This is a genomic window from Paenirhizobium daejeonense (assembly GCF_014280875.1).
GTDB classification, from domain to species: Bacteria; Pseudomonadota; Alphaproteobacteria; order Rhizobiales; family Rhizobiaceae; genus Allorhizobium; species Allorhizobium daejeonense.
On the sequence record NZ_JACLAL010000007.1, the window covers coordinates 112,898 to 137,910 of the forward strand.

24 protein-coding genes are annotated in these 25,013 nt (G+C 60.8%); 13 read left to right on the forward strand and 11 right to left on the reverse strand.

Annotation, left to right across the window (positions count from 1 at the left end; translation table 11 throughout):
• Window positions 1–20 precede the first annotated feature (20 nt).
• From H4I99_RS18000 to H4I99_RS18020, 5 genes are all read right to left on the reverse strand, one after another.
• Window positions 21–971, reverse strand: a complete 951-nt coding sequence (locus tag H4I99_RS18000) for a GlxA family transcriptional regulator (protein ID WP_163897828.1) — start codon at window positions 969–971, stop codon at window positions 21–23.
• A 364-nt stretch (window positions 972–1,335) separates the two neighbouring features.
• On the reverse strand, window positions 1,336–2,268 hold the full coding sequence (locus tag H4I99_RS18005) for a putative B6 ABC transporter permease subunit 1 (RefSeq protein WP_163897831.1): 933 nt from the start codon (window positions 2,266–2,268) through the stop codon (window positions 1,336–1,338).
• 15 nt (window positions 2,269–2,283) lie between these two features.
• The gene (locus H4I99_RS18010) at window positions 2,284–3,375 is read right to left on the reverse strand and encodes a putative B6 ABC transporter permease subunit 2 (RefSeq protein ID WP_163897834.1); all 1,092 of its coding nucleotides are present in this window, start codon (window positions 3,373–3,375) and stop codon (window positions 2,284–2,286) included.
• A complete protein-coding gene (locus H4I99_RS18015) occupies window positions 3,372–4,943 on the reverse strand; it encodes a putative B6 ABC transporter ATP-binding protein (protein ID WP_163897837.1) in 1,572 nt (523 codons plus the stop codon). Before H4I99_RS18015 ends, H4I99_RS18010 begins: the two co-directional genes overlap by 4 nt.
• 77 nt (window positions 4,944–5,020) lie before the next feature.
• A complete protein-coding gene (locus H4I99_RS18020; RefSeq protein WP_163897840.1) occupies window positions 5,021–6,064 on the reverse strand; it encodes a putative B6 ABC transporter substrate-binding protein in 1,044 nt (347 codons plus the stop codon).
• Window positions 6,065–6,150: 86 nt separating this feature from the next.
• Between H4I99_RS18020 and H4I99_RS18025 the strand changes: the two genes are divergently transcribed.
• Window positions 6,151–6,552, forward strand: a complete 402-nt coding sequence (locus tag H4I99_RS18025) for a hypothetical protein (protein WP_163897843.1) — start codon at window positions 6,151–6,153, stop codon at window positions 6,550–6,552.
• A gap of 274 nt (window positions 6,553–6,826) precedes the next feature.
• Window positions 6,827–7,594, forward strand: coding sequence for an SDR family oxidoreductase (locus tag H4I99_RS18030; protein ID WP_163897845.1), 768 nt, complete (start codon window positions 6,827–6,829; stop codon window positions 7,592–7,594).
• A 27-nt stretch (window positions 7,595–7,621) separates the two neighbouring features.
• Here H4I99_RS18030 and H4I99_RS18035 read toward each other — a convergent pair whose 3' ends face one another.
• The 6 genes from H4I99_RS18035 to H4I99_RS18060 form a co-directional block, all read right to left on the reverse strand.
• Window positions 7,622–8,341, reverse strand: coding sequence for a GntR family transcriptional regulator (locus H4I99_RS18035; RefSeq protein ID WP_163897848.1), 720 nt, complete (start codon window positions 8,339–8,341; stop codon window positions 7,622–7,624).
• 508 nt (window positions 8,342–8,849) lie between these two features.
• The gene (gene ppaT, locus H4I99_RS18040) at window positions 8,850–10,034 is read right to left on the reverse strand and encodes a pyridoxamine--pyruvate transaminase (protein WP_163897851.1); all 1,185 of its coding nucleotides are present in this window, start codon (window positions 10,032–10,034) and stop codon (window positions 8,850–8,852) included.
• A gap of 18 nt (window positions 10,035–10,052) precedes the next feature.
• The gene (locus H4I99_RS18045; protein WP_163897854.1) at window positions 10,053–11,414 is read right to left on the reverse strand and encodes an MmgE/PrpD family protein; all 1,362 of its coding nucleotides are present in this window, start codon (window positions 11,412–11,414) and stop codon (window positions 10,053–10,055) included.
• Between the two features lies 1 nt (window position 11,415).
• Entirely contained in the window at window positions 11,416–12,312 is an 897-nt protein-coding gene (locus tag H4I99_RS18050) for an NAD(P)-dependent oxidoreductase (RefSeq protein WP_163897857.1), read from the reverse strand.
• Window positions 12,313–12,341: 29 nt separating this feature from the next.
• Window positions 12,342–13,124 carry an SDR family NAD(P)-dependent oxidoreductase gene (locus tag H4I99_RS18055; RefSeq protein ID WP_163897860.1) on the reverse strand — a complete coding sequence of 261 codons (783 nt, stop codon included), beginning with the start codon at window positions 13,122–13,124 and terminating at the stop codon, window positions 12,342–12,344.
• Window positions 13,121–13,972, reverse strand: a complete 852-nt coding sequence (locus tag H4I99_RS18060; RefSeq protein ID WP_163897863.1) for an N-acyl homoserine lactonase family protein — start codon at window positions 13,970–13,972, stop codon at window positions 13,121–13,123. The genes H4I99_RS18055 and H4I99_RS18060 overlap by 4 nt, the downstream gene beginning before the upstream one ends.
• Window positions 13,973–14,150: 178 nt before the next feature.
• Here H4I99_RS18060 and H4I99_RS18065 point away from each other — a divergent pair, with 178 nt between their 5' ends.
• From H4I99_RS18065 to H4I99_RS18115, 11 genes are all read left to right on the forward strand, one after another.
• Window positions 14,151–14,552: a carboxymuconolactone decarboxylase family protein gene (locus H4I99_RS18065; protein ID WP_099060297.1), complete on the forward strand. Its 402-nt coding sequence runs from the start codon at window positions 14,151–14,153 to the stop codon at window positions 14,550–14,552.
• 58 nt (window positions 14,553–14,610) lie between these two features.
• On the forward strand, window positions 14,611–16,101 hold the full coding sequence (locus H4I99_RS18070; protein ID WP_163897868.1) for a 4-hydroxyphenylacetate 3-hydroxylase N-terminal domain-containing protein: 1,491 nt from the start codon (window positions 14,611–14,613) through the stop codon (window positions 16,099–16,101).
• Window positions 16,102–16,170: 69 nt separating this feature from the next.
• Window positions 16,171–16,560, forward strand: a complete 390-nt coding sequence (locus H4I99_RS18075) for a nuclear transport factor 2 family protein (protein WP_163897871.1) — start codon at window positions 16,171–16,173, stop codon at window positions 16,558–16,560.
• 4 nt (window positions 16,561–16,564) lie between these two features.
• Complete coding sequence (locus H4I99_RS18080) at window positions 16,565–17,983, forward strand: amidase (protein WP_163897874.1); 1,419 nt, start codon at window positions 16,565–16,567, stop codon at window positions 17,981–17,983.
• An 11-nt stretch (window positions 17,984–17,994) separates the two neighbouring features.
• Window positions 17,995–19,293, forward strand: a complete 1,299-nt coding sequence (locus H4I99_RS18085; protein ID WP_163897877.1) for an amidase — start codon at window positions 17,995–17,997, stop codon at window positions 19,291–19,293.
• Complete coding sequence (locus tag H4I99_RS18090; RefSeq protein ID WP_163897880.1) at window positions 19,290–19,805, forward strand: flavin reductase family protein; 516 nt, start codon at window positions 19,290–19,292, stop codon at window positions 19,803–19,805. The genes H4I99_RS18085 and H4I99_RS18090 overlap by 4 nt, the downstream gene beginning before the upstream one ends.
• Window positions 19,806–19,947: 142 nt before the next feature.
• Window positions 19,948–20,991, forward strand: a complete 1,044-nt coding sequence (locus H4I99_RS18095) for a 2,5-dihydroxypyridine 5,6-dioxygenase NicX family protein (RefSeq protein WP_163897883.1) — start codon at window positions 19,948–19,950, stop codon at window positions 20,989–20,991.
• Between the two features lie 3 nt (window positions 20,992–20,994).
• Entirely contained in the window at window positions 20,995–22,515 is a 1,521-nt protein-coding gene (locus tag H4I99_RS18100) for a GMC family oxidoreductase (RefSeq protein ID WP_163897885.1), read from the forward strand.
• 330 nt (window positions 22,516–22,845) lie between these two features.
• Entirely contained in the window at window positions 22,846–23,115 is a 270-nt protein-coding gene (locus tag H4I99_RS18105) for a hypothetical protein (RefSeq protein ID WP_163897888.1), read from the forward strand.
• A 48-nt stretch (window positions 23,116–23,163) separates the two neighbouring features.
• A complete protein-coding gene (locus H4I99_RS18110; RefSeq protein WP_163897890.1) occupies window positions 23,164–24,348 on the forward strand; it encodes a low temperature requirement protein A in 1,185 nt (394 codons plus the stop codon).
• Window positions 24,345–25,013, forward strand: a complete 669-nt coding sequence (locus tag H4I99_RS18115; RefSeq protein WP_163897893.1) for a potassium channel family protein — start codon at window positions 24,345–24,347, stop codon at window positions 25,011–25,013. The genes H4I99_RS18110 and H4I99_RS18115 overlap by 4 nt, the downstream gene beginning before the upstream one ends.

Sequence of the window (25,013 nt, forward strand, 5' to 3'; positions counted from 1 at the left end):
CGCTGATGCGGCAAATAAGGTCATATGATCGTACTGTCTTCCATCAGTTTGAGGCTGCGCTTCAGGCTTGCTGGTGGTTGACCGTAGCTTCGCAGAAAAGCTCGACGCATCCGGTCACGGTCCGCAAAACCCGTGTCGCGCGCCACGACTTCCATCGGATGCCGCCCCTCTTCAAGCATTACGCGCGCAGCCTCAAGGCGCAGCATTTCGACGGCCTTTGCGGGGGACTGGCCTGTCTCCTCGCGAAAAATCCGGCTGAACTGGCGAGGTGAGAGATTCGCTGCTTCTGCAAGTTCCTCGACAGACAGAGGCTTGCGCAAGTTTTCCCGGGCGTAGCTCAGGGCGCGCTTGACCCGGTCGGATCGTGGCTCCAGCTCGAGCAAGGCCGAAAATTGTGATTGGCCGCCGGGGCGGCGGTGATAGACAACCAGCTTGCGTGCGATGGAACGAGACAGTGCGGGGCCATGATCGTCCTCGATCAACGCTAGTGTGAGGTCGATGGCCGATGACATTCCTGCCGAGGTCCAGATGTTGCCGTCGCGGATAAAGATGCGGTCCTCATCCACGGTGACCTTGGTAAACCTCGATCTGAGGTTGTTTGCATGCGCCCAATGTGTTGTGGCCATCCGCCCGTCCAACAGACCTGCCTCCGCCAGAACGAAGGCTCCCGTACAGACCCCGGCGACCCGGCGGGCCTCTCTCCCGGCCTGCGTCAGGTAAGCACGTAGCCCCGGCGAGATGGCCGAAGGTACAAGCTCTCCGGCCACAATCAATGTGTCAGGCATCACTCCAAGAGCGACGGTCTCTATCCCCGCATTCATCGAGGACCGGACCGTTCCGCCCCTCTCGGATAACACTGTCAGCTGATAGCCTTCGTCGCCGAGTTCTGCATTGGCGAGTTCGAAAGCCGCAAGCGCTGCCAGTCCCATGAGTTGGAACCCGTCTTCCAGGATCAAACCGACCTTCCGCATCGTACTTCCTTCTCGAATTGCCGCTAAAGACTAATCCGGTCAGCAGGATCAAACAAATGCTATCGCTGTCGGTGTCAGAAAATGAAGCAATTGTGTTGTCTGTCACACAAAAAAGGGGTGGCGGGAGATGGTTGGCGGCCTTGCGCTGGAAACCCCAATGGCCTCGAGCTTCTCAAGCTGATCGGGAGCGTTCCGACCGCAGAGGCCCCTCACACTCCCGCCGACAAGAAGACGGCCGCCGCTCCAGCTTATTCAAGAAGTCCGCCGAATTTTCGTTAGATGGAAATGGTCAAGACCGAAGCCAGGGTGTTGCGTTCCTGGCGAGGGGCCGAAGATGACACCGGCCACCCGAGTGTGAAGCAGTTCAACGAGCTCCCCGCACGAAGCTCTCGCCCAAGGCTTGCGGCAGGCTCGCCTTCCTGCCGGCAACGAGCAGCACCATCATCACCATTGCAAACGGCAGCATCTGGATGACGTCGGTGGGCACGTTTACCCCTGCCACCTGCAACGCTGTGGTCAGCGAAAGACTGGCCCCGAAAAGCAGTGCTCCGCCAAGGACCCAGAGTGGACGTCCCCGTGCCAGCATGGCAAGAACGATGGCGATGAAGCCATTGCCGTGGCTCATGAAGGGGATGAAGACGCCGGCGACAGCCACCGACATGAAAGCGCCGCCAAGCCCCGCCAGCGCGCCGGTGGCCAGAACGGCCAGGCTGCGAGTGCGGAACACGTCCACGCCCATGGCGTCCAATGCCGCGGGCTTGTCTCCGGCTGCCTGGAGAACGGAGCCGAGATGGGTCATGCGGTACACCCAGGCAAAGAGCGCGACAAAGGCAATTGCCAAGTAAACGACCGGATTGTGGTTGAAGAGGATCGGGCCCAGCACGGGGATGTCGGACAGCGGCCATATCGGCCACTTCGACACGCCGTCGAGACGCGGATAGCTCCGGGAAAACTGCGCAAAATGCAAGAGGGCCGTGAGCCCTTGCACCGCAAGCGTCAATGCGATCCCGATCACGATCTGGTTGAGCCCCAGACGAACGCAAAACAGCACCATGAATGCGGCGATGAATGCGCCTGCCGAAGCGCCGCCGACAAATCCGAGGGCTGGGCTGCCGCTCGCCCAAGCGACGAGAAAGCCGGCATAGGCGCCTGCGAGGATCATGCCCTCGAGACCGATGTTCAACACGCCCGCCTTTTCCGAGAGCTGTTCTCCAAGGCCGGCCAGCAGCAAGGGTGTCCCGGCCGAAATGGCTCCGAGAAACAAGGTGATGATGAAACTTTCCGTGAAGAGCGACATGTATCGAACCTTTGCTCAGGGCTTCGCGCGGTAATGCCGACGCTTGTCCAGGTACTCAGCGAGCCCCAGCGTAATTAGCAGGAATGCGACGATGACCAGCGAGAAGAAACTTGGTACACCAAGTCGCCGGGCGGCGCTTTCGCCACCAATGGTGAGGGCGGAAAACAGGAAGACATAAGCAATCGAGCCGAAGCCGTTAAGTCTTGCCAGAAACACCAGCGGCACGACGGTCAGGCTGTAGGCCGGGTTCCAGTCGGCCCGCACATTGCCCTGGGTGCCGAGAATGTCGACGGCACCCGACAATCCTGCAAGGCCGGCGGAGATGGCAAAGACTGCAATCGTCAGCTTTGGTACGGACAGTCCCGCATGAACCGCCGCCCGAGGGTTGGCGCCTACGAGACGCAGCCGCATGCCAAAAGAGGTGCGCGTCATCATCAGGTGTACCGCCACAATTGCGATCAGGCCGACGATCAGTCCCGAAGAGACAGTCGTATCGAAAAGTTTCGGCAGACGGGCCTCGACCGGAAGAGTGCGGGTCTGGGGCGTCGTGGTAGCCGGGTCGAGAAAGGCGAGCTTCACCAAAACGTTGGCGAGGGAAACGCCGAGAAAACTCATCATCAGCGTCGTGATGATTTCGTTGATCCCATGCCACGCTTTCAACAAGGCCGGCAGGATGCCCCACAGCGCGCCGATCACGGCGCCGATAACAAGGCCAATCGCCAGATTGATCCAGATGGGAAGGCCTGCGCCAAACATCAGCGGCGTGGTTGCCGCCACGATGACGGCGGCAAGCAGAAACTGGCCATCGCCGCCCAGGTTCCAAATCCCGGCCCGGAAGGCGACGATCAGGCTGGCGGCGATCAGCAGGAAAGGCCCCATTCTCGTCAGGGTCGCCGACAGACCGGATGGAGAGAGGATCGCCCGTTCCACCACATAGGCATAATAGCTCAGGGGATTGACGCCCATGGCCAGAAGAATGACTCCGCCGAGCGCCAATGCAGCAATGAGCGGCCCGACGCTTATGGCCAGCACTCGGCCCCAGGCCGGGAACATACTCGATCTGCCGGAGCTTGTTGTCGGAGCGACTGTCGCCTGTTGTTCATTCATTCTTCTTCTCCGGTACTCATCATGCGACCGACTGCATCGCGGGCATTCGGGCCGTTCTCGACTGCGCCCAGCAATCTGCCGCTGTCAATCACACTGATCCGATCAGCGAGTTCGAGCAGTTCGTCTAGATCTGTCGAAATCAACAGAACCGCCTTGCCGTTGTTGGCAGCCTCGCGAATACGCTCACGTGTTGCGCGGATGTTCTTGACGTCCAGGCCGTAAGTCGGCTTGGCGAAAATCACCGCCTCCGCTGTCCCGGTCAGTTCGCGTGCGAGTAGAACCTTCTGGATGTTGCCGCCGGAAAGCGTGCCCACTGGCGTTTGAATGCTTGGCGTTCGAATATCGAAGTTACGGACATGCTCGGTCGCCTGAGCGTTGATTGCTTGCGGCTTTTCCATACCTCTTTGCCAGAATGGCGCGGCGCCGATGTCTTTCAGGAGGAAGTTCGTGGCAACACTGAAGATGCCTACGGTGCCTTCGCCTAATCGATCATCGGTGACATATCTCAGCCCGGCAAGGCGGCGTGCGCCGACGGTATGGGCACCGATTTCCATGCCGTTGAGCTGCACGCTTCCGGATGCTTCCGTCTGGCCAGCCAGAGCTTCCGCCAGCTCCTTCTGTCCGTTACCGTCGATGCCGGCTATGCCCAGAATCTCACCGGCACGTACGCTGAACGCGATGTTGTTCAGCGGGATACGGCCAGCCCTTGAAGTGAGTCCTTCGACTCTCAGGATAACCGCACCGAAATCGCGTGCGGGGCGTGGTTGGTCGTTCGTTTTCCCGACGGTGGACTGACCGAACATGAAGCCGATAATGTTGCGGGTGTTCTCTTCGTCGGATTGCTCGTGAAGCTCCTGCGGGCCGATGGATCCGGCATTACGTCCAAGACGCAGGACCGAGATCCGATCGCCATAGGCCAAAGCTTCATTCAGTTTGTGGGTTATAAAGATGACCGCAAGACCGTCAGCAGCAAGCCGGCGCATCAATGCGCCAAGGGCCGTTGCCTCGTGTGGAGTGAGCATGGCCGTCGCCTCGTCGAGGATGAGGCAGCGGCTGCCGCGCATGAGGGCTCGAAGGATCTCCACCTGCTGGCGTTCGCCAAGGGACAGGGTGGAGACCAGTGCAAAAGGATCGACGCGCAAGCCGACGCGTTCTGCAATCTCATGAATGCGTTTGGCGACACCGCTTCGGTCCGGTTTGCGCCACCAGACGCCGTCAAGCGTGAAGTTGTCCACCACGCTGAGGCTTGGGACCAGCATTGAATGCTGGAAGACTGTTCCAATGCCCAAAGAAAGGGCGTGGCGAGGCGATGAAATCGTGACGGCGGTTCCGTCGATCTCTATTGTCCCTTCGTCCGGCTGCTGCAGGCCGGAGAGCATACCGACCAAGGTCGACTTGCCCGCGCCGTTTTCGCCGAGGAGGACATGGACTTCACCGGGCCAGATGTCGATGTTGACATTATTGTTGGCGATGACACCGGGAAAGCGCTTGGTAACGCCGCGCAGACCGATGAACGGTCTCCCGAGCGCGCGTGTCGAAGAGGTCTCTGCCTCGATTGAAGCCTGCATCTCAAATTCCTTCATGGAAGTCTGAATTGCCGCATGCATGGTGCATGCGGCAATTCAGGTATTCGGAGCAGGATGGCTCAGTTCGAGCCGACCGTCTTTACCAGTGCGTGAACGCTCTCGGCATCGAACTTCGGCTCGACCTTGATCTTGCCGGAGACGATATCGGCCTGAAGCGCCTCGATCTCCGTCCAGACATTGGCGGGCGCGTTGGCTGTCTTCAGCAAGCGAAGGCTGCCATCGGCGAGCTTGATATCGTAATTATGGCTGCCGTACTTGCCGTCCTTGAGATCCTTTATCATGGCAGCATAGACGGGTTCGAGATTCCAGATGACTGAAGACAGCAGGAAGCCTTTGTCGATTGAGGTCTTGTCGCCGATCACGTCGATGAAGTAGGCCTTGCCGCCGTCGGTTGCCGGAGTGGTTTCGACGGCCTGCAGCATGCCGAAGCTGGAACCGTTGCCCTGGCCAAAAATGATATCCGCACCCGATGCGATGACAGTTTCGGTCACGCGCTTGCCGCCAGCTGCATCCGCATAGGCGGCCGGGCCAATTACTGCGTAACGGACCTCGACGGCCGGGTTCTCTGCCTTGACGCCCTGGGCGAAGGCAACCGACATGTTGTTCCAGGACGGCGGTTCGCCGGATACGACGATCCCGACAACCTTCGTGCGGGACACCTTGGCAGCCAGGCGGCCTGCAAGATAAGCGCCGTCGCTGCCGGCTGCGGTGTAGTCGGCGACCTTGCCGGCCGACAGCTTGTCAGGGCTATCGACGATGGCGACCGGAACGCCCAGTTCTTCACCGATCTCTGGCGCTGCGGTGTTGTAGCCCGAGGCATGAGCGATAAGAAGGCCCGCGCCGTCTTCCGCGAGTTCCCGCAACGTCGGGCGAACGTCGCCGTAGCCGAGGTTCTCGGCCACGATCACCTTTACGCCTGCGGCTTCACCGGCAGCCTTGGCAGCATCAACGCCCTGCTGGTTCCAGCCCATGTCGGTGCCCATTTCCGGCGCAAGAATAGCAATAGACTCCAGATCTGCAGCAGAAACGGATGTTGCGCAAAACATTGATATGGATGCGATAAGCGCAGTAATACTTACTGACGACTTTATTGTATTTCTCATTATATTGTTCCCTTCTTGATTTTAGTTGACGGCACTTCTTGGCATGCTAGATTTTACTAATCGTAAAATCCAAAACGGGTCCAGATATGAAAGATTACCTCCTGATTCCGGCGCTCTTGCTGACCTTCACCTCCGCTCCTGCCTTTTCTGCGGCGCAGATGCTGGACGTTGCGGTCGAGAATACGGGAAAGACCGCGCTGAGTTGTCGTGCTGCAATCGCGCACTGGTTCTCCGCCGACCTTGGAGAGGCTGCTCCTGGTGCGAAGATCTCGTTCAGCTTCGGCGTCGACGTTGCATCTGGAAACGTGTTCCAGCAAAATTCGGTCGGCGACAAAATGGCGGTGCAGCGGATCTGGTGTGGCCGGAAGGGTGACGACTGGCGCACGAGAGAGGAGATTCCACTTGAGCGTCGAGCTGGAGTTGCCCCCAATCCGGTTCGCCTGCGGTGTGACGCTGATGGAGAAAGGGCCCATTGCAGCGTGCAATGAGCGTCCTCGGAGCTGTTTGCCTGCCATCGAGCGTGAGGCGAAATCCGGCTCCCCTTTCTGGGGCGGCCGGACCGGCAGCGCAAGAAACCAAAGATTGCCAGGAAAGCCATAGCGATGTTCTCGATTGACAGCGTGAGAATACGATAGCATGATCATACCGTAATACAATAATGAAAAGCGGCGACGATGGTGAATTTTCGTGCCATTAACTTAAGCTACTGATCTAAAATGCATTATTGTATTTTCCAAGCTGGATCTGAGAGGGCAAAAGGATATGCGGACTGCGATTATTACGGGAGCCAGCCGTGGATTGGGTCGAGCCTTTGCGATTGGCTTGGCGCGGGACGGCTACGCGCTGAGCCTTTGTGCACGTGATGTGGCGGGACTGGAGGAGACGGCTGAAATGGCTCGGAACGCGGGCTCGCCGTTGGTGAATATGATCTCCGCGGATCTTTCCCAGGCGGGTGCGGCTGAAAACGTTGTGGAAGCCACTATAGCCGCAACCGGGCGCATCGATGCATTGATCAATAATGCAGGCGCCACGAAGCGAGGGGATTTCTTCGCGCTGGCCGACGACGATTTCCTCGAGGGCTTCGCACTCAAGTTTCATGCCACAGTGCGCTTCTGCCGGGCCGCATGGCCTGCCCTGGCGGAGAGCAAGGGCGTGATCGTCAACATATCAGGCGTCGGGGCTCACACCCCTGAGCCCGACTTCACGATCGGCGGTTCGGTCAACTCCGCCCTGATCAATTTCACCAAGGCCATCTCCAAGCGGGCCCGGGATACCGGGATGCGGATCAACACCTTGTGCCCCGGCCATATCGTGACGGACCGGCTCGCCAAGCGCATTGAGAACCTTGCAAGAGAACGGGGCATATCGTTTGAGAATGCGCGTGAGGAAATGCGCCTGGAGCAGGGCATCCAGCGCTTTGCCGATCCTGAAGAAGTCGCGAATGTCGTGCGGTTTCTGTGCAGTCCGGCGGCGTCATATGTGCATGGCACGGTCATAAACGTCGACGGCGGCGCGACGCCGGGTATCTGATATTCGGCCCGCTATCGGGCCGAATATTCAATCCTCTTGCTCTTCTTCGGCCAGCCGCTGACGGAGGATGGCAAGCGCGGTCTTGCCTGCGTTCATTACATGACGCGCTGCTGCCTTGCGAGCCTCCTTGCCACGCCGGGCGGCGAGATGGCCGACAACCTCTTCAAGCTCATCAAGGCTCTCACGCGTCCGTCCCGGCGCACCCAGGGATGTTGCGCGCAATACCATGACGCGGGCGTTGAGCGACGAGAGCGTATGACCCAGGGCCTCATTGTGGGCACCATAGATCAGGCAATCGTAGAATGCGTTCTTCGCAGTCAGGCGTTCGAGCGGATCTGTAATTTGCTCTCCGCGTTTCAGCACTTCAAACGCGGCTTTCAGCGCTTCGATATCTTCGTCCGTGGCATTGCGGGCAAACAGTTCGCAGGCGAGACCTTCGAGCTCGACCCGCACCTGGTAGATACCCTCAGCCTGTTCCGGCAGCAGGCGTGCAACGATCGGTCCGCGATGCGGGACGACCTGCACCAGTCCTTCGCTCTCCAGCTGGCGTAGCGCCTCACGCACAGCGGTGCGGCTGACGCCGGTCATTTCGCAAAGATCGCGCTCCGTGATGCGTTCCCCAGCCTTGAAGTATCCAACGGCAATCGACTCGCGAATGCTCTCGGTAACGCTATGGCGAACTGGCGCTGCAGCCTTGATGACCTTGAAATCGATCGGCGGTGTTTTCCGTTGCAGCAGCTTGGCCATCAGTTGGTGCCCCGTTTGTGAACTGAAAAATTGATAATACGGTATTACTACACGGAAAATGCCTGCTTTAAAAGCGGTAGATTGCCTGAATGCCTCTTTAGGATGCAGCATCCTGCTTGTGACCTCACCGGGAAGGCCTGTCGGGGATGGCATTACTCAAAATTCATATTTTTCAATGCTTGGCGCTTTCCACGCAACGGAGCGAAGCAATAGTGCATCTGCAAAGCTGAAACTGGAATAACTTATCTCTGCATCGGGCATTCGTGAGCATGACTACAGTATCGCCCTGGCATTAAAACGAATCGATTCCATGCAAATCGGATCGATAACGATATGGTTGAAAATCGAGGCGACGGTTACTCCTGCTTTTAATGGCTTTTGGGACCTTCAACAGCTTTCCGTTCCATATCGGCGTTTTGGCAGGCTGCTCCGCAAGAGGCTTCCGGAACGCTGTCGGGGTTCCGGAAGCCATGTCTTGGGTGCAACTATCCCGATGCAAAGCAAGGCATCAAGCCTGGGCTTCGTCGATCACTGCCATTGCCGCCTCGACGCCGGCACCGACGTCGATCCCTTTGACACCAGCCGCCTGAAGCCCGCCCGCGATTGCCGCGACAGAAATGAGCGAGTAGGTCGGCCGTGCGGTCGGTCCCATGTGCCCGATGCGGGTCAGCTTGCCCAACGTCTCAGCCCGACCCGATGAGAAGACGACACCATAGCGTGCCCGGATGGCGGCTCTGAGCTTTACTTCATCGATGCCATCCGGGATTGCGACCGCGGTGCAGGTGGGTGATGCAATCTCTTCGCTCGCCGCCCAGAGCTTGAGCCCGGCCGTCAGAATGCCGGCCCTGCAGGCCTTGGCCGTCAGGGCATGACGTGCCCATACCGCCTGTTCTCCTTCCTCCAGATAAAGATCAAGCGCCGCATCAAGAGCGTAGATTTCGGAGACCGACGGCGTGAAAGGGAAAGGTTGGTTTGCCTCATGTGCTCGTTTCCAGTCGCTTATCGACAATATCGAAGCTGTCGGAGCATCAGGGTTGGCCGCGATCTTTTCCCACGCGGCCTCGCTCACATGCAGGAGCGACAATCCCGGCGGGCAGCCGAGGCATTTGTTAGGGCCGGTGACGAAGATATCGGCAAAGCAGGTTTCCGGCAGGACCTCCATGCCGCCGAACGCCGAAACGGAGTCGACGATCAGCAGTTTACCGGCCGCCCGCACAACCGCACCGATTTCCGCTACGGGATTGACCGTGCCGGACGGCGTGTCGTGGTGGCAAATGGAGACGATCGCAATGTCGGGGCGCTTCTTCAGCATGTCGGCCACGGCATCCGCCGTGAGCACTTCGTTGTAAGGAACCTCCAGTTCGACGAGTTCCTTGGCGTATCGTGCGGCCCAGAATCCGAAACCTTTCCCGTATACCCCTGAAACCAGATTGAGCACGACATCGTTGCGTGCGATCAGCGAAGCTGCCGCGGCCTCAAGCCCCAGCACCGGCTCACCCTGAAGGATCACCGGCGGAGTGCTGGTATGGAAGACCTGCCGAACCTTGGCGTGCGTCGCCTCATATTGCTCAAGGAAGGCCGGATCATAGTCGTAGAGCACTGGCCTAGCCAACGCCCGCAGCACCGAAGGATAGGCATCCACCGGGCCGGTCGTCAGCGTGAATATGGGATCTGAAAAGTTTCTGTGGCCCATGGGCTTCTCCTGTAGGTCCTATTCTCGAAAAATTGCAGGTTGTGTCTTACGCAGGAATACCGCCCCATCGATGGCATGATCCAGCTCTTCGAGGGTCGCAATCAGTTCATCGCCATCCAGTAGAACACGCCGCCAAGCGATCTGATCACGGAACTTTTCGGCTAGATCGGTGTCGCTCAGCGGGTCTCCGAGCCCGCCTTTGGCTGCAGTGATGACATTCAGGATTTCGCGCCCATCGGTCATGAGAAGACGGATCTGAACTGAATCCAGTGCATAGGTGGGGTCGTCGCGAAAGGTAAGTTTGTCACCGAGCGCGCGGGTCTCAGTATCTGCGACTGCTTTGTCCGAAAACGCTGCCAGATCGGCTCTTCCGTGCACCAGACTGACGGCGACGGCATGCTGTGCACTGACTTGGGCCAATCGGCCGGAAGTCACGCCGGGTCGGTCGGTACGCTGGCGTAGTAGCGGATGGCCGGTGAGCTCCACGGACATGATATCCGTTGTGCTAAAACCGCCCTTTGCATGTAGGGCAAGGCAGGCCTCGATGACTGGGTTCAGCACGACGCCGCAAGGGTAGGGCTTGAAGGTGTTGTTCAGGATCTCCCAGCGACTGCCAAGTTCGCCGGTGATGGCGGCATAATCCGGCGTATCAGAGTGAAGGGCCAAAAAGCCGCGCTTGCCCTCAAGCGGTTCTTCAGGGCCGGTATATCCGTCGGCGGCGAGCAGTGCGGCCATCAGGCCGCCGCGCGCAGCCTGGCCGACTGAGAGACTTTTCGACATGGTGCCGAGCGTTTCGACCGAACCCGCACCTTGCGCCAGCGCATGGCCCAGCGCGTCGACCAGTTGGGAAGGCGACAGGCCAAGTAGGCGTCCAGCGGCCATGGCTGCGCCGAAAACACCGCATGTCGACGTGATGTGCCAACCGCGTGCATAGTGCACCGGATGGAGGGCGTTGCCGAGGCGGCAGGTGACCTCCGCGCCGAGCACGAATGCCTCGATCAGGGCTCTGCCATCGACCGGACGGCCTTCGCTGGCCAAGGTTTCCGCCAGCGCCAACACCGCAGGTCCGACCGGCGCCGAGGGGTGGATCACGGTCGGTATGTGCGTGTCGTCATAGTCGAAGATGTTCGCGGAGGCCGCGTTTATGTACGCCGCCCATAACATGTCTGCCCGCTCCGGGCGCCCGATCAGCGTGTTGGTCGGGGGACCGGAGAAGGCCGGTAGCAGCGCTGCCAGCTTATCGATCGCCGCTTCGCCGGAACCGCCGATCGCGGTGCCCACCATATTGATGAGGGAACGCCGGCCGGCGAGGATCACGGCGTCGGGCATCGCCGGCGGCGCATGGACGAAATCGGCGACGGTGGCGCTGATGCCGACCATGTCAGGCCCCGGCAGCCTTGCCGCGGACTTCGGTGTCCGCCCATTTTTCCAGGGGACGAATGATCGCCGTCATGTCCGCTGACGGGCCGCAATCTGCCTTGGTGATGGAGAAGAGCATCCGCACGGCATTGCCGACGAGCATGGGCACGCCGAGGCGGTCTGCCTCTTCGAGGCAAAGACGGATGTCCTTGAGTGACAGCGCAATGGCGAAGCCGAAGTCGAAACCGCGCGGCAGGACGAAACGCGGGATCTTGTCGACGCTCGCCGAGGTGCGGCCGGATCCGGCATTGAGCACCTCGATCATGACATCGGCATCAAGGCCGGCCTTGGCGCCCATTACCATCGCCTCGGACGTGATTGCCAGCGCCGCAGCCGAGCAGATGTTGTTGATGAGCTTCATCACCTGAGCCTTTCCGGGCTCTTCGGCGACGCGGATCACCTTGCCGAGTCTGAGAAGCATCGGCTCGACGACGGCAAAATCGGCGGATGGTCCGGCCGCCATCAGGGCCAGAGTGCCTTTCGTCGCGCCCGCGACGCCGCCCGATACCGGACTGTCGACCAAGGCGATTCCGGCTGCGGACAGGATCTCCGCCAGATCCATTTCGGCTTTCGGGCCGGTCGTCGAAAGATCGACGACGCGTTTCACGATGCCGGGGTTTTCGGCAATGCTGCGGCCAACAGCCAGCACCACTTCAGGCGTGGGCAGCGACATGAAAAGCGTTTCGGCACGAGCGGTCAGCTCGGGAATGGTCCCGGCAGCTGTTGCGCCGGCATCCGTCAGGGCGGCAACTGCTGCATCGACACGATCATTGACGACAAGCTTGTAGCCTGCGCCGATGATGCGTTCCGCCATCGGTCGGCCCATGTTGCCAAGGCCAATGAAACCAATCTCACTCATTTCACTCTCCTGTTGTCGCGGCCCGCCGTTCAAGCGAAAGACCAGCCATTGTCCACGGGAATGGCCGCCCCGTTGATGCCCTCGCTGGAGGGGCCGCAAAGGAACTGCGCAAGCGCCGTCACCGTTTCTATCGGAATGAACTTCCCTCCCGGCTGTCGGGTGGAAAGGAAAAGCTTTTCCGCCTCGTCGCGGGAAATCCCTTTTTCGTCCGCCAAGGTCTCGATGCGGCCGAGTGCCGAATCCGTTGCCATCAAGCCGGGGCAGATCGCGTTGCAGGTGATACGCGTCGATGCCAGTTCGAGAGCGATGGTGCGGGTCAGGCCGATCATGGCGTGCTTGGTGGTGACATAATCCGCCCGCCCGGCAAGTGCGATCAGGCTGTAGACGGAGGCCATATTGACGATGCGCCCCTGATTGCGCTCCCGCATCCCCGGCAGGCACGCCCTGATCAACCGGAACGGCGCGGAAAGATTGACCTCGAGCGCCCGGTCCCAGTCTGCATCGTCAAGCGTTTCCACCGGCGACATCTTGCGAACCACCGCATTGTTGATCAGCACGTCGATCGCGCCGAGGTGACCTTCCGCTTCGGCGACGAGGCGCGAAGCGGCACCTGTTTCAGACAGATCGGTTACGTGCACGCCGACCGGCCGGCCGGTCTCTTCGGCGAGCAGATCGGCGGCATCTCGCACCTCGGACAGGACATCAGTCAGAAAGACCCTGTCACCCGCCTTGGCAAAGGATCGCGCCAGTTCCAGCCCCAGACCGAGGGCGGAACCGGTAATCAGGACGCCTCTTCCGTTCGGGGCATTCATCGCGCCAGCTCCTCCCAGGTGAGCGCGGGCGCGACATCCAGCCGGACGACGATGCCTTCCAGTTCCGTCGAAGCCGGCGGATAGGCGCGCATCACCGCCGGATCATGCCCAGGCACGATGTGGTCGAGGCTGGGCGCAAGTTCGATCAGTCTCGAATAGCCGCGAATGAGCGCAGCTTCGTCGAAAAGCACCGGGAAGGGATTTTGACGTTCCATGTTGGCGTAGAAATGCGTCGCATCGGACGCCAGAACGACCCAGCCTCGGCGTGTCATGACACGCACAGCCTGGAGGCCGGCGCTGTGACCCGGTATCGAATGCAGCCAGAAACCCGGGACGAGCTCTCGGTCGCCTCTATGGAACTCGATCCTGCCAGCATAGAGGCTTCGGATATAGGCGACGATATTCTCAACGTCGAAAGGCCCACGGGCCTTCGCGTCGCACATGCAGGGACCCGTGGCATGTCCAGCTTCATCGACCTGAAGATGGAACCGTGCGGAGGGAAAGTGTCCCAAGGTCCCGGCATGATCGTAGTGAAGATGCGTCAGGACGACCTGCGACACCTCGCGAGCATCAACGCCAAGCAGGGCGAGCGCATCCTTGGGTTCACGCAGCAGGGTGCGTCCGCGTTCCTTCGCCGCTTCGATGCCGAATCCCGTATCGATGACGAACACCTCGTCCTCGCGACGCGCTAGCCAGATGAAATAGTCGAGGTTCTCTCCCGCCTCGTGCGGATCGTCGGCATGGAGAAAGTTGTCCTTGGCAGTTCTTCCGCCGTGCACGGCATAGCGCAGGGCATAGAGTTCGAATGGCGCAATTCCTGCATCGGGCTCCTCCGTCGGTTCAGTCATGCTCATTCATTCCTCAGCGCGATAAAATGACGGTGCAAGAAACGCTCCTACAATATGACCGTAATCTTGTCATACAATCTATTGACAGGTCAAGTCCGGCGTGTCTAGTCTTAACCATCAGAACGGCAGAGTGACCGGTTCGACAACTGCCTGCCTACCCACCTTAACGGAGAGATGCATGACTCGTCCTGAATTCAGCGGTGAACAATTCCAGAAAGGTCTGCAGGTAAGGCGTGAAGTTCTAGGCGATGCATATGTGGCACCATCGCTTGCCAGTGCCGACGACCTCACCGCTCCCTTGCAGAAGCTCGTGACCGAGTGGTGCTGGGGGGAAATCTGGACCCGCCCGGGGCTGGAGCGCAAGACCCGCAGTTTCCTCAATCTCGCGATGCTGACGGCGCTCAACCGCCCGCACGAGATCAAGATCCATGTCCGCGGCGCGCTGAACAATGGCGTGACGGAGGAAGAGATCGTCGAAGTCATCCTGCAGGCGGCGATCTACTGCGGCGTTCCGGCGGCGCTGGACGCGATGCGGGTTGCGACGGAAGTGATCCGTCAGGTGCGCGAAGAAAAAGCTTGATTTAGCCCTTGCGTCCAAGGGGCGCGAGCGGCAATCCGAATTCCAACAGGAGGCCCAAATGACAGAGACGGGAACGCTGAAGTCCACAAAGGACGCGCCTCACAGGCTCAAGACTGGTGAGGAATACAAGGAATCACTCAAGGATAATCGCCAGATCTGGGTTGGCGGTGAAAAACTGAACTCGGTCTATGATGAACCGGCGCTGGCACGGGGCATCGACCTGCTGGCCTCGATGTTCGATGACCAGTTCACCGAGGAACACGCCGACGCGACCACCTATTACGACGAAAAGGTCGGCGCCGTACTAAGCCGGTCCTGGCAGATCCCGCGTACCAAGGAAGACCTTGCCGCGCGTCGCAAGATGATCGAATACACCTCGCTCAAGACCGCCGGCACCTTTGGCCGTCCGCCGGATCTCGCGCCGTCGATCGTCGTCGGCCTCTACGCCTATCTGCCGACCTTCAAGAAGAAGAAGTCCCTGATCGAAGGCATCGATCCGGACTTTGCCGAAAACATCGAACGCTACATGGAATACGGTCAGAACAATAATCTGACCGCATCGGAAAGCCTTGCCGGCCCGCAGGCCGACCGCTCGTCACCCAAGGCCTCCGAGGCCTCTCTGCTCAAGGCGCGCAAGGTCACCAAGGACGGTGTCTACATCTACGGCGCCAAGACTGTCGGCTCCATCGCCGCCCAGGCGAACGACATCTTTTTCACCAATCTCGGCGGGATTCAGGAAACCCCGGCGGACGCCTGCATCTGGGGTTCGGTGCCGATCGACACCCCCGGTATCAAGATGATCTCGCGCGAGATGGTGTCGCAGCCATTGTCCGGCAAGTTCGATCATCCGGTCGCCAGCCTCGGTGAGGAAGCCGACCAGTTTATCGTCTTCGACAACGTCTTCGTTCCGAAGGAGCGGCTTTTCAATCTCGGCGACCCGACCGCGATGAGCTACTACGGCCCGGTCTGCGTTTTCGCGCACTGGCACGTGCTCACCCGTCTGGCCGTCAAGGCGGAACTGTTTGTCGGGGCGGGGCAGATGGTCCTCGACTATCTCGGCACCGGCAAGATCCCGGCCGTACAGATGATGCTCGGCCAGCTCGTCGAATACGCCCAGACGCTGCGCGCCTTCGTGACGGCGGCAGAGGCTCTCGCCGTGCCAACGGAAGGTGACGTCATGCGCCCGGATGTCGGGATGCTGACGGCCGGTCGCCTTTACTCGATCGAGAACTACCCCAAGATCATCCACATCCTTCAGGAAATGTGCGGTCAGGGTCTCGTCATGCGCTTCGGCAAGAAGGCCTTCGATAATCCGGATGTCGGCCACTTCCTGCATGAACTCCTGCCCGGCCATGGCGTGTCGGCAATGGTCAAGGAACAGCTGATGAATTTCATCTGGGACATGACCTCCGGCTCTCTTGCCGGCCGCGTCGCATTGTTCGAAAACGTCAATGCCACGCCGGCCCCCGCTCTTCGCGCAAGACTTTACAACGAAGTCAAACGCGACGGATATGTCGCTCAGGTGAAGAAGATCGCCGGCATCGAGTGAACTCAAGTCGACCCCGCCCGACCCAGTGAAGGGCGGGGTTCTCTTTGTCTGACAATGCGGGAGCCCGTGATGGATCACGCCACGCTCATTGACTGCCTCTATCAGGCCTACGCGTCGCGTGACGCGGAACAGGTGGCCTCTCTCTATCATCCCGATGGCTGGCACGAGGAAGTCGCGATGGCCAAGCGTCGCGAAGGTCGCGCAGCCCTTGCGGAGGGACTTCTCGGCTTCTGGCGGATGCTGCCCGACGTCTCCTGGGACCGGCGCGGTTATGTCCGGGCCGCCAATCAGGTCGCCGTTCCCTATTTCATGACTGGTACGTTCACGCCTCGCAGCGGCGACCCAACCCCAAGGCAGATCGCACTCGACGGCCTGCACATCTTCGAGTTCCGCGACGGTCTGTTCGCCTCCAGCAAGGACATGTGGGACCTCGACATCTTCAAGACGCAGATGGGCTGAACCGATGAATGATCTTGCGACACTGGACGGCATCGCTTTATCCGGATTGATTGCCAAACGCGAAGTCAGCGTCGGCGAAGTCCTCGAAGCGGCGATCGAGCGCGTCGAGCGGCTGAACCCGAAATTGAATGCCGTCGTGCATGAGCATTTCGATCTTGCCCGCAAGCAGGTAGCGGAAGGATTGCCGGAAGGCCCGCTTTCCGGGGTTCCCACGCTCCTGAAAAACACCGGCTTCGAAGCCGAGGGCATGATCCTGTCGACCGGATCCGAACTGCTACGCAACAATGTCAGCAAGCGGGATTCCACGATTACCGCACGCTACAAGGCGGCGGGCATGGTGATCCTGGGCAAGTCCAACACGCCGGAATTCGCCCTCAGCTTCACAACCGAACCCGATGCGTTCGGACCCACCCGCAATCCCTGGGATCTCGAGCGCACAGCTGGCGGCTCGTCCGGCGGCTCGACCGCCGCTGTGGCGAGCGGTATGGTTCCAATTGCCAACAGCTCGGATGGCGCCGGCTCGACCAGACTTCCGGCAAGCCATTGCGGGTTGTTCGGCTTCAAGCCGTCGCGGCTGGTCAACCCCGTGGGCCCAGCCTCGGCCGAGGCGATCGGCGGAATGTCGACCCCGCACGCGGTCTCCTGGTCGGTTCGCGACAATGCCGCCATGCTCGACATATCCGCCGGCGCAGACGCGGGTGACCCATGGGCTTCACCGGCCGTTGCTGGCAGCTATCTTGCTGCCACCGACAAGACGCCACCGCGCCTGAAGATTGCGATGATCGTCGAGGTGCCCACCGGGAGCCCTGTCGAACCGGACATGGTTGCGAGCGTCGAGGAAACGGCGCGTCTTCTGGAAGGTCTCGGCCACCATGTCGAAAAGGTCCGGGATGCGGGCTATGACGCCGAAGCTCTGAAAACCGCCTGGCGTATTGTCGTCGGGGTCAATGTCGCGCTGGGAGTGACCGGCGGAGACCTGGCCTCAGCGAACCTGTCCAGGCTTGAACCCGTCAATCAGGAATGGGTCCGCGAGGCGCTGGCCGTTCCCGGCACACGCTACCTCTGGGCGATCAACCAGCTTCACGCCTCGTCGCGCGCCATGGCGGCTTTCTTTAGCCGGTACGATGTCATGTTGACGCCCGCGGCGGCGGAACCGGCTCCCCTGCTGGGCAAGCTCGCTGGCCGCGGCAAGACGCTCGACGAATTCTATGACCTGTTTTGGTCGCACTCGCCCTTCACCGCTGTTTTCAACACCTCGGGCTGCCCGGCGATGTCGGTTCCGCTGGGCATGAGCGCGAAAGGTCTGCCAGTCGGATCGCATTTCGGTGCCGCCTTCGGCAAGGATGCCCTGCTTCTTTCGCTGGCCGCGGAGCTTGAGCGTTCCGCTCCGTGGATCAACCGGCGACCCGCCCTTTTTGGCTGAGGAGAAATCTCGTGCAAGACAAAGAAATCCTCGCATTGAGCGCCCGCGACATCGCTTCGGCCGTGCGTTCGCGCGCACTGACGGTACGCGCCGTCACTGAAGCGCATCTGAAACATATCGACGAGACCGACGGGCCGGTGATGGCCTGGCAGCATCTCGACGCGGATCAGGCGCTTGCCTCTGCCGACGCAATGGATCGGCAGGGTGTGACGGGTCTCCTCGCCGGCGTGCCGATTGGCGTGAAGGACGTAATCGACACCGCCGACATGCCGACAGGCTATGGCACCTCTATCTATGACGGCTTTCAGCCGCCGTGGGATGCGGCATGCGTGCAGAATGCCAGCAACGCCGGAGGATTGATCCTTGGCAAGACCGTCAGCACCGAACTGGCGATGGCGAGCCCGAACAAGACGCGCAATCCGCACAACCCCGCCCACACCCCCGGCGGCTCGTCGTCGGGCTCGTGCGCGGCTGTCGCGGCAGGCATGGTGCCGGTCGCCTTCGGCACGCAGACTTCCGGCTCGGTCATTCGCCCAGCAAGTTTCTGCGGCGTCACGGCGTTCAAGCCGAGCTTCGGGCTGATCAACACCGTCGGCATCAAGGTGCTCTGCCATAGTCTCGATACACTCGGTATCATTACGCGCAATATCGGCGATGCGGCCCATTGCGCTGCGGCTTTGAGCGGCCGGTCCGGTCTGGAGAACCCGACACCGCCAGCGCGGCCGCGCATCGGAATTCTGACCGGAACTCGTCTCGACAAGGCTGAAGGAAGCTCACTTGAAGCAATCGAGCGGCTCGCAGCCATCGCGGAAGCAGCCGGAGCAGAAACAACGATCATCCCGGCACCCGCCTGGTATGACGGCATCTTCGATCTGCACGAAGCCGTCATGGGCTGGGAAGTGACCCACTCGCTTGCTTTCGAGATCGCCCGGCACTGGGATGGATTGACACCGGTCACAAGGGCCATGCTGGAAGATCAGGGACGCGTGGACGAGATCCGCTACCGCTCGGCAATGGCCGAGATACCCGGCATCCGTCATCTGATGGACGCGATTCTGTCTCGCTTCGATGCCGTGCTGACGCTGGCCGCTCCCGGCGAAGCACCGAAGGGCATGGCGACGGGAGATCCGGTCTTCAACCGTCTCTGGAGTGTCCTGCAGGTGCCGCTGGTCTGCCTGCCGGTCACCAATGGACCGCAGGGGCTTCCCGTCGGCGTCCAGCTTGTCGGCGCACGCGGTTCGGACCACCGACTGGTCTGTGCCGCACAGTTTCTGGAAACCGCCATCGCTGCCGAAGGAGGTATCAAATGACCCAGCTTCCAACGGATCAGCTGTCAGACGACTTTCGCTCGGCCATGCGACAGCTTGCGGCGACCGTCAACATCATCACCGCCGGTGAGGGAGCGACCCGGCGCGGGTTGACGGCAACGGCGGTCTGCTCGATGTCGATGACGCCTCCCTCCATGCTGGTCTGCGTCAACCGCTTCGGCGAGGCGCACAAGGCGATCACCGCCGCCGGCAGTTTCTGCGTCAACATCCTCTCCGACGACCAGCGCGAAATCGCGATGCGGTTTGCCGGCCAGATCGGAGAGGTGGGAGATGACAAGTTCGCACCTTACGGATGGACGCGTCTGGCAACCGGCGCTCCCGCCCTCGACGGTGCGATGGCCAATCTCGACTGCGAGATTGCGTCGATTTCGGAAACGTCCAGCCACTCCATTTTCATCGGCAATGTGAAGGCCATTCGCTTCGGGCCGGAAACATCGCCACTGCTTCATTACAATCGAAACTTTTTCTCGTTGGCCAACCAGACAGCACTCTGAAAACCAGCGAAATCGGGAACCGGCTCTTCGACCACAAGACAAAAGCAAAGAGCGCCTTCGATCCGGCATGGCCGGGTCCGCGCCTGGTCGCAGCCACAAATATCAAACGGGCAACGCAATGGCCCAACGGAGGTATGACATCATGGCAATCAGTGACGCGCAGTTCTTGAAGGGCTGGAGACAGGTTCTCGGCATGTGCAATCTGAAACCGGGCGAGCAGGTGACGATCCTGACCGGCGACGACAGCAACAAGCAGATCGCCTATATCGCCAAGCTCGCCGCATCGGATCTCGGGGCCGTGGTTACCGAGCTTAACCTTGCTCCGATGAACGGCGAAAAGGCGCTTTCGCCCGACAAGTCAGGCTATGTCGGCAAGACGCCGCTCGAAGGAAACAGCGCAGCGCTTGCCTGCCTCCAGGCTTCCGATCTGGTGATCGACACCCTTCAGCTTCTGTTTTCGAAGGAGCAGGAAGAGGTGCTGAAGGGCGGCACGCGCATGCTGCTCGCCGTGGAACCGCCGGAAATCATGATGCGTCAGATCCCGCGTCCCGAAGACAAGGCGCGCGTTCTCGCCGCAGCACGCAAGATCGGCGCCGCGCGCGAAATGCACGTTACCTCGAAGGCCGGAACCGATTTCCGTTGCCGGCTGGGGCAGTATCCGGTGCTCACCCAGTACGGTCTCGCCGACGAGCCGGGTCGCTGGGACCACTGGCCGAGCTGCTTCTCGGCACGCTGGCCCGACGAAGGCAGCGCCGAAGGCACGATCGTGATCGACGAGGGCGACATCCTCCTGCCGTTCAAGAAATATGCCCGTGCGCCCGTCACGGTGACCATCGAAAAGGGTTACATCGTCGACATCAAGGGCGGCTACGATGCCGAGTTCATGCGCAAGTTCATGGACAGCTTCAACGATCCTAGGGCCTATGCAATGGCGCATGTCGGCTGGGGTCTCGAAAACCGCGCGAACTGGACGGTTCTCGGCCTCTACAATCCGGAAGCGCAGCTCGGCATGGATGCCCGGTCGTTTGCCGGCAACTTCCTCTGGTCGTCGGGTCCGAACACCGAGGCCGGAGGCGACCGCGACACGCCATGCCATCTCGATATTCCGCTTCGCAATTGCTCGGTTTCTCTCGACGGCGAAGTGATGACGTTGGATGGCGTGGTTATCCCCGAAGATCAGAAATAAGCCATGGCACAGTATGACGTGGCAATCGTTGGCGCCGGCTCTGCCGGTGCCCTTCTCGCGGCCCGCCTGAGCGAAGATCCTGCGCGGCAGGTGCTTTTGATCGAGGCGGGCGGCGAGCCGACCGATCCCGATATCTGGAAGCCCGCCATGTGGCCGGCGATCCAGCATCGCAGCTATGACTGGGACTATCGCACCCTTCCCCAGAAGGGGACGGCGGGACGCAGCCACGCCTGGGCACGCGGCAAGGCGCTTGGTGGATCGAGCCTGTTGCACGCCATGGGCTATATGCGCGGTCATCCCGCCGACTTCGCCGTCTGGGCGGAGGCGACTGGCGACGAGCGCTGGAGCTGGGAGGGCCTGCTGCCGGCCTTTCTGGCCATCGAAGACCATTCGTCGGGCGGCGACGGCATCCACGGCAAGGGCGGGCCGATGCCCGTCTGGATCCCCGGTGATGAGGTAAGCCCGCTGGCGCAGGCCTATATGCGGGCAGGCGAAGCATTGGGCCTGCCGCGCATCCCCGGCCACAACACCGGCAAGATGGTCGGCGTCACGCCCAATTCCCTGATGATCAGGGACGGCCGGCGCGTCACGGTGTCCGAAGCCTGGCTTACGCCATCGGTGCGAGCACGGTCGAACCTGACGATCATGACCGGAACGCTTGCCCGCAGTCTGGAACTCGAGGGATCGAAAGTTACGGCCCTTGCGGTTGTCGGACCAAACGGCAGTGCCAGCATCAGCCCCGACATTGTCATCCTGTCGGCCGGTTCGCTGGAAAGCCCGGCGCTGCTGATGCGTTCCGGGATAGGTCCTGAAGACGTCCTGAAACAGGCCGGCGTCACCTGCCGGGTCAAGTCGTCGGAGCTCGGCCACAACCTGATGGACCATCTGCTCGGAGCGGGTAATCTCTACGCCGCTCGGAAAGAGGTGGCGCCGTCACGCCTGCAGCATTCGGAGAGCATGGCCTACATGCGGGCGGGAGATTTCAGCGCTGACGGCCAGCCCGAAATCGTGGTCGGCTGTGGTGTTGCGCCGATTGTCTCGGAATGCTTGACAGCGCCTGCACCGGGAACCGCCTATTCCTTCCTGTTCGGCGTGACGCATCCCACAAGCCGTGGCGATGTGCGCATTTCCGGACCGGAGATGACGGATCCGCTGCAGATCGACCCGTGCTACCTGCAGACCGATCACGACCGTCGCATGTTCCGCGCGGCCCTTGTCGCGGCACGCGAGATCGGACAACAAGCCGAACTCGACGAATGGCGCAGCCACGAACTGCTTCCGGGACCGCTCGATACCACGGAAAAAATCGACGCCTTCATCGCCAAGGCAGCGATCACGCATCACCATCCCTCCGGGACCTGCCGGATGGGCAAGGATGACGCCTCCGTCGTCGATCCCCGCCTGCGTCTGCGCGGTCTGGACAACCTCTACGTCGTCGACGGCTCCGTGTTGCCCAGTCTCACGGCGGGACCGATCCACGCTGCTATATTGGCAGTCGCGGAGACATTCGTGAGACAGTTTTAGGGGTGCAGGTAGCTTGGTTCGATGTGCCTCGCTGGTCCAGCCACAAGGTCTTTCCCCGGGCCGTGCTCGCTCTCGATGGCATTCAAGCCGAGGGCTCCGCGGATCACTCATGACATCGAGTGGTGTTCGCTTCCCAATTGTTCGCTATTTCTGACAGGTGTTGTTATCGCAACCCACTTTATCAGGACAATATAAGCGTTAGTTTGATCGCATCGGTGCAGCGCGCTCGACCTGCGCGTTTTCTGAAGTGCAGGGAGCGATGCCGTTTGTGGCCCTGCCTCCGCGGATCGCAACCGGCTAGGGGGCGCGGGGATAGGGGGACTTGTTTTCATGCATATGCTGCTCGTTATTTCCGCCGGCCTCATACTGCTCGGCGTTTTTGCGCTTTTTGGAAAGTTGTGGGGCGGGGATGCCGCTGGCATTGCGCTGGCTGCCCGGTATTTCGTGCCCGTCTGGCTGCTCGTGGCCCTGACGAATATGTGGGTGGGCGTGACCAAGGCCGGTTATGGCGTATCGGAGGAACTGCCGATCCTTCTCGTCGTCTTTGCCGTCCCGGCCGCCATCGCCGGTTTTGCCGCCTGGCTCTTGCTGAAGTCCTGAGCGCGGTCGTAGCTTGGGACGGAATTCCTCACTCCTGAAAAGGTCTCCATGAGCCAGTCACTCTTCGCCCGCCTTTTTCCCGCCGACGCCCTGCGTAAACTGGATGCCGGCGCTCAGCCTCGTGTCACGAACATGGAGCTGTTCTTCGACCTGGTCTATGTCTTCTCCATCATCCAGCTTTCGCATTTCCTTCTCGCTCACCAGAGCTGGGAGGGCGTCGTGGAAGCCGCGACCCTGTTTGCCGCGGTATGGTGGGCATGGAACTACACCGCTTGGGCAACCAACTGGCTGAACCCCGACCATCGTAACGGCCGCCTGCTGATGGTCTGCCTGATGGGCTGTGCGCTGATGATGGCTGCCGCGGTGCCCGAAGCGTATTCGGAGCGCCCCGGCCTGTTCGTCGGCGCTTACGTAGCGATGGCGGTGATCCGCGCCGCTTATATGGCGCTCGTTTTCCGGGGTGAGCGCATGGGCCGCAACTACGCGCAGCTCTGCGCCTGGAGTGTGCTTTCCGGCCTGTTCTGGATTGCCGGCGTTTTCCTGCCGGAGCACAGGATCTGGCTGTGGATCGTGGCAGTCGCAGTCGATTACGGAGCGCCCTATGCCGGCTTCTGGCTGCCCGGCGCGGGCGCAACGCCGATGTCTTCCTGGCCGCTGAAGGGTCTCCATCTGCTGGAGCGCAACCAGCAGGTTTTCATCATCGCGCTTGGGGAATCCGTGCTCCTCCTCGGCGCCATGTTGGTGGAAAAGCCGCTGGACGCGCCGATGCTCGGCGCTGCACTCGTCGGCTTCCTTGTGATCGTCGCGATCTGGTGGATCTATTTCGTGCAGCTTTCGGAGACGGGCGAGCATCGGTTCAGCCATGCGGCGGACCACACCGATCTTGCCCGTGCAGGCCTCGCCTATGCGCATGGTATCATGGTCTGTGGCGCGATCGTGGTCGCGGTCGCCATCGAGCAGATGGCGTCCCATCCGGTGGAAGCCACCCATGCCTCCACCGCGCTGATCGCGTTTTCCGGTCCGGCGCTCTTCCTAGCCGGCAGCGCGCTTTTCCATCGCACCATGGCCGAAAAGGTGCCGCTGAGCTATCTCGTCGCCGTCTGTACCATCGGCGCGTGGTCAGCACTGTCCTTCGTCATTCATCTTCCGACGCTTATGCTTGGCACCGGAGTGCTGGTCGGCATGCTTTTCCTCGCGCTGAGTAGCCGGGAAGGGGAAGGCGCCCATAGATGATGACAGAATCCGACAGTCGGCAGTCGAAACGAACCCTGACGGCCAACGTCTTGCTACTGGTCGCGATCCTGCTGCATAACCTTACTTATCCGCTGTCGACGCTCGGTGGCGTCGGGCCTCTGATTTTCTATCTCTTCTATGCCTCGATCTTCGTGGCGGGCACCTGGGCGCTGGAACGGGGCAGGGTCTGGCGGGCGGCGATCAGCATTTCGGGCGTTGCGGTTTTCGTCGTCGGACTGCTCAATTCCTACTGGCCAGGACCGCTGGCGGCGCTCGACGTTTATGTGACCTCGATCGTTTATCACGGGCTGATGATCGCCGTTCTGATCCGCTATACCTTCACGGCGCGCATCGTCGTCACCGATGTCGTGCTGGCGGCGACCTCGCTCTATCTCGTCATCGGTTCATGCTTCGCGGCGGTCTTCGCGCTGATCGACTGGCTGCAGCCGGGTTCCTTCGTTGCCTCCTCAGGCGCACAGATCGGCTGGCAGCAACTCGTCTACTACAGCTTCGTGACGCTGACGACCGTGGGGTACGGCGACATCACACCGGTCGGCTTCTACGCACAGTCCTTCGCTGCATTCGAGGCCGTGCTCGGCGTGCTTTATACGGTTATCCTGCTGTCGCGTCTGGTGGGGCTGCATGCGAGCCGACCGACGGAGTGA

Bases quoted from the DNA above. Each gene is read 5' to 3' on its own strand.
- H4I99_RS18000 (WP_163897828.1), bottom strand. From the start codon at position 971: ATGCGGAAGGTCGGTTTGATCCTGGAAGACGGGTTCCAACTCATGGGA.
- H4I99_RS18005 (WP_163897831.1), bottom strand. From the start codon at position 2,268: ATGTCGCTCTTCACGGAAAGTTTCATCATCACCTTGTTTCTCGGAGCC.
- H4I99_RS18070 (WP_163897868.1), top strand. From the start codon at position 14,611: ATGACAGAGACGGGAACGCTGAAGTCCACAAAGGACGCGCCTCACAGG.
- H4I99_RS18075 (WP_163897871.1), top strand. From the start codon at position 16,171: ATGGATCACGCCACGCTCATTGACTGCCTCTATCAGGCCTACGCGTCG.
- H4I99_RS18115 (WP_163897893.1), top strand. From the start codon at position 24,345: ATGATGACAGAATCCGACAGTCGGCAGTCGAAACGAACCCTGACGGCC.
- H4I99_RS18050 (WP_163897857.1), bottom strand. From the start codon at position 12,312: ATGAGTGAGATTGGTTTCATTGGCCTTGGCAACATGGGCCGACCGATG.
- H4I99_RS18080 (WP_163897874.1), top strand. From the start codon at position 16,565: ATGAATGATCTTGCGACACTGGACGGCATCGCTTTATCCGGATTGATT.
- H4I99_RS18030 (WP_163897845.1), top strand. From the start codon at position 6,827: ATGCGGACTGCGATTATTACGGGAGCCAGCCGTGGATTGGGTCGAGCC.
- ppaT (WP_163897851.1), bottom strand. From the start codon at position 10,034: ATGGGCCACAGAAACTTTTCAGATCCCATATTCACGCTGACGACCGGC.
- H4I99_RS18105 (WP_163897888.1), top strand. From the start codon at position 22,846: ATGCATATGCTGCTCGTTATTTCCGCCGGCCTCATACTGCTCGGCGTT.
- H4I99_RS18015 (WP_163897837.1), bottom strand. From the start codon at position 4,943: ATGCAGGCTTCAATCGAGGCAGAGACCTCTTCGACACGCGCGCTCGGG.
- H4I99_RS18010 (WP_163897834.1), bottom strand. From the start codon at position 3,375: ATGAATGAACAACAGGCGACAGTCGCTCCGACAACAAGCTCCGGCAGA.
- H4I99_RS18055 (WP_163897860.1), bottom strand. From the start codon at position 13,124: ATGAATGCCCCGAACGGAAGAGGCGTCCTGATTACCGGTTCCGCCCTC.
- H4I99_RS18065 (WP_099060297.1), top strand. From the start codon at position 14,151: ATGACTCGTCCTGAATTCAGCGGTGAACAATTCCAGAAAGGTCTGCAG.
- H4I99_RS18100 (WP_163897885.1), top strand. From the start codon at position 20,995: ATGGCACAGTATGACGTGGCAATCGTTGGCGCCGGCTCTGCCGGTGCC.
- H4I99_RS18090 (WP_163897880.1), top strand. From the start codon at position 19,290: ATGACCCAGCTTCCAACGGATCAGCTGTCAGACGACTTTCGCTCGGCC.
- H4I99_RS18020 (WP_163897840.1), bottom strand. From the start codon at position 6,064: ATGAGAAATACAATAAAGTCGTCAGTAAGTATTACTGCGCTTATCGCA.
- H4I99_RS18060 (WP_163897863.1), bottom strand. From the start codon at position 13,972: ATGACTGAACCGACGGAGGAGCCCGATGCAGGAATTGCGCCATTCGAA.
- H4I99_RS18110 (WP_163897890.1), top strand. From the start codon at position 23,164: ATGAGCCAGTCACTCTTCGCCCGCCTTTTTCCCGCCGACGCCCTGCGT.
- H4I99_RS18095 (WP_163897883.1), top strand. From the start codon at position 19,948: ATGGCAATCAGTGACGCGCAGTTCTTGAAGGGCTGGAGACAGGTTCTC.
- H4I99_RS18045 (WP_163897854.1), bottom strand. From the start codon at position 11,414: ATGGTCGGCATCAGCGCCACCGTCGCCGATTTCGTCCATGCGCCGCCG.
- H4I99_RS18035 (WP_163897848.1), bottom strand. From the start codon at position 8,341: ATGGCCAAGCTGCTGCAACGGAAAACACCGCCGATCGATTTCAAGGTC.
- H4I99_RS18025 (WP_163897843.1), top strand. From the start codon at position 6,151: ATGAAAGATTACCTCCTGATTCCGGCGCTCTTGCTGACCTTCACCTCC.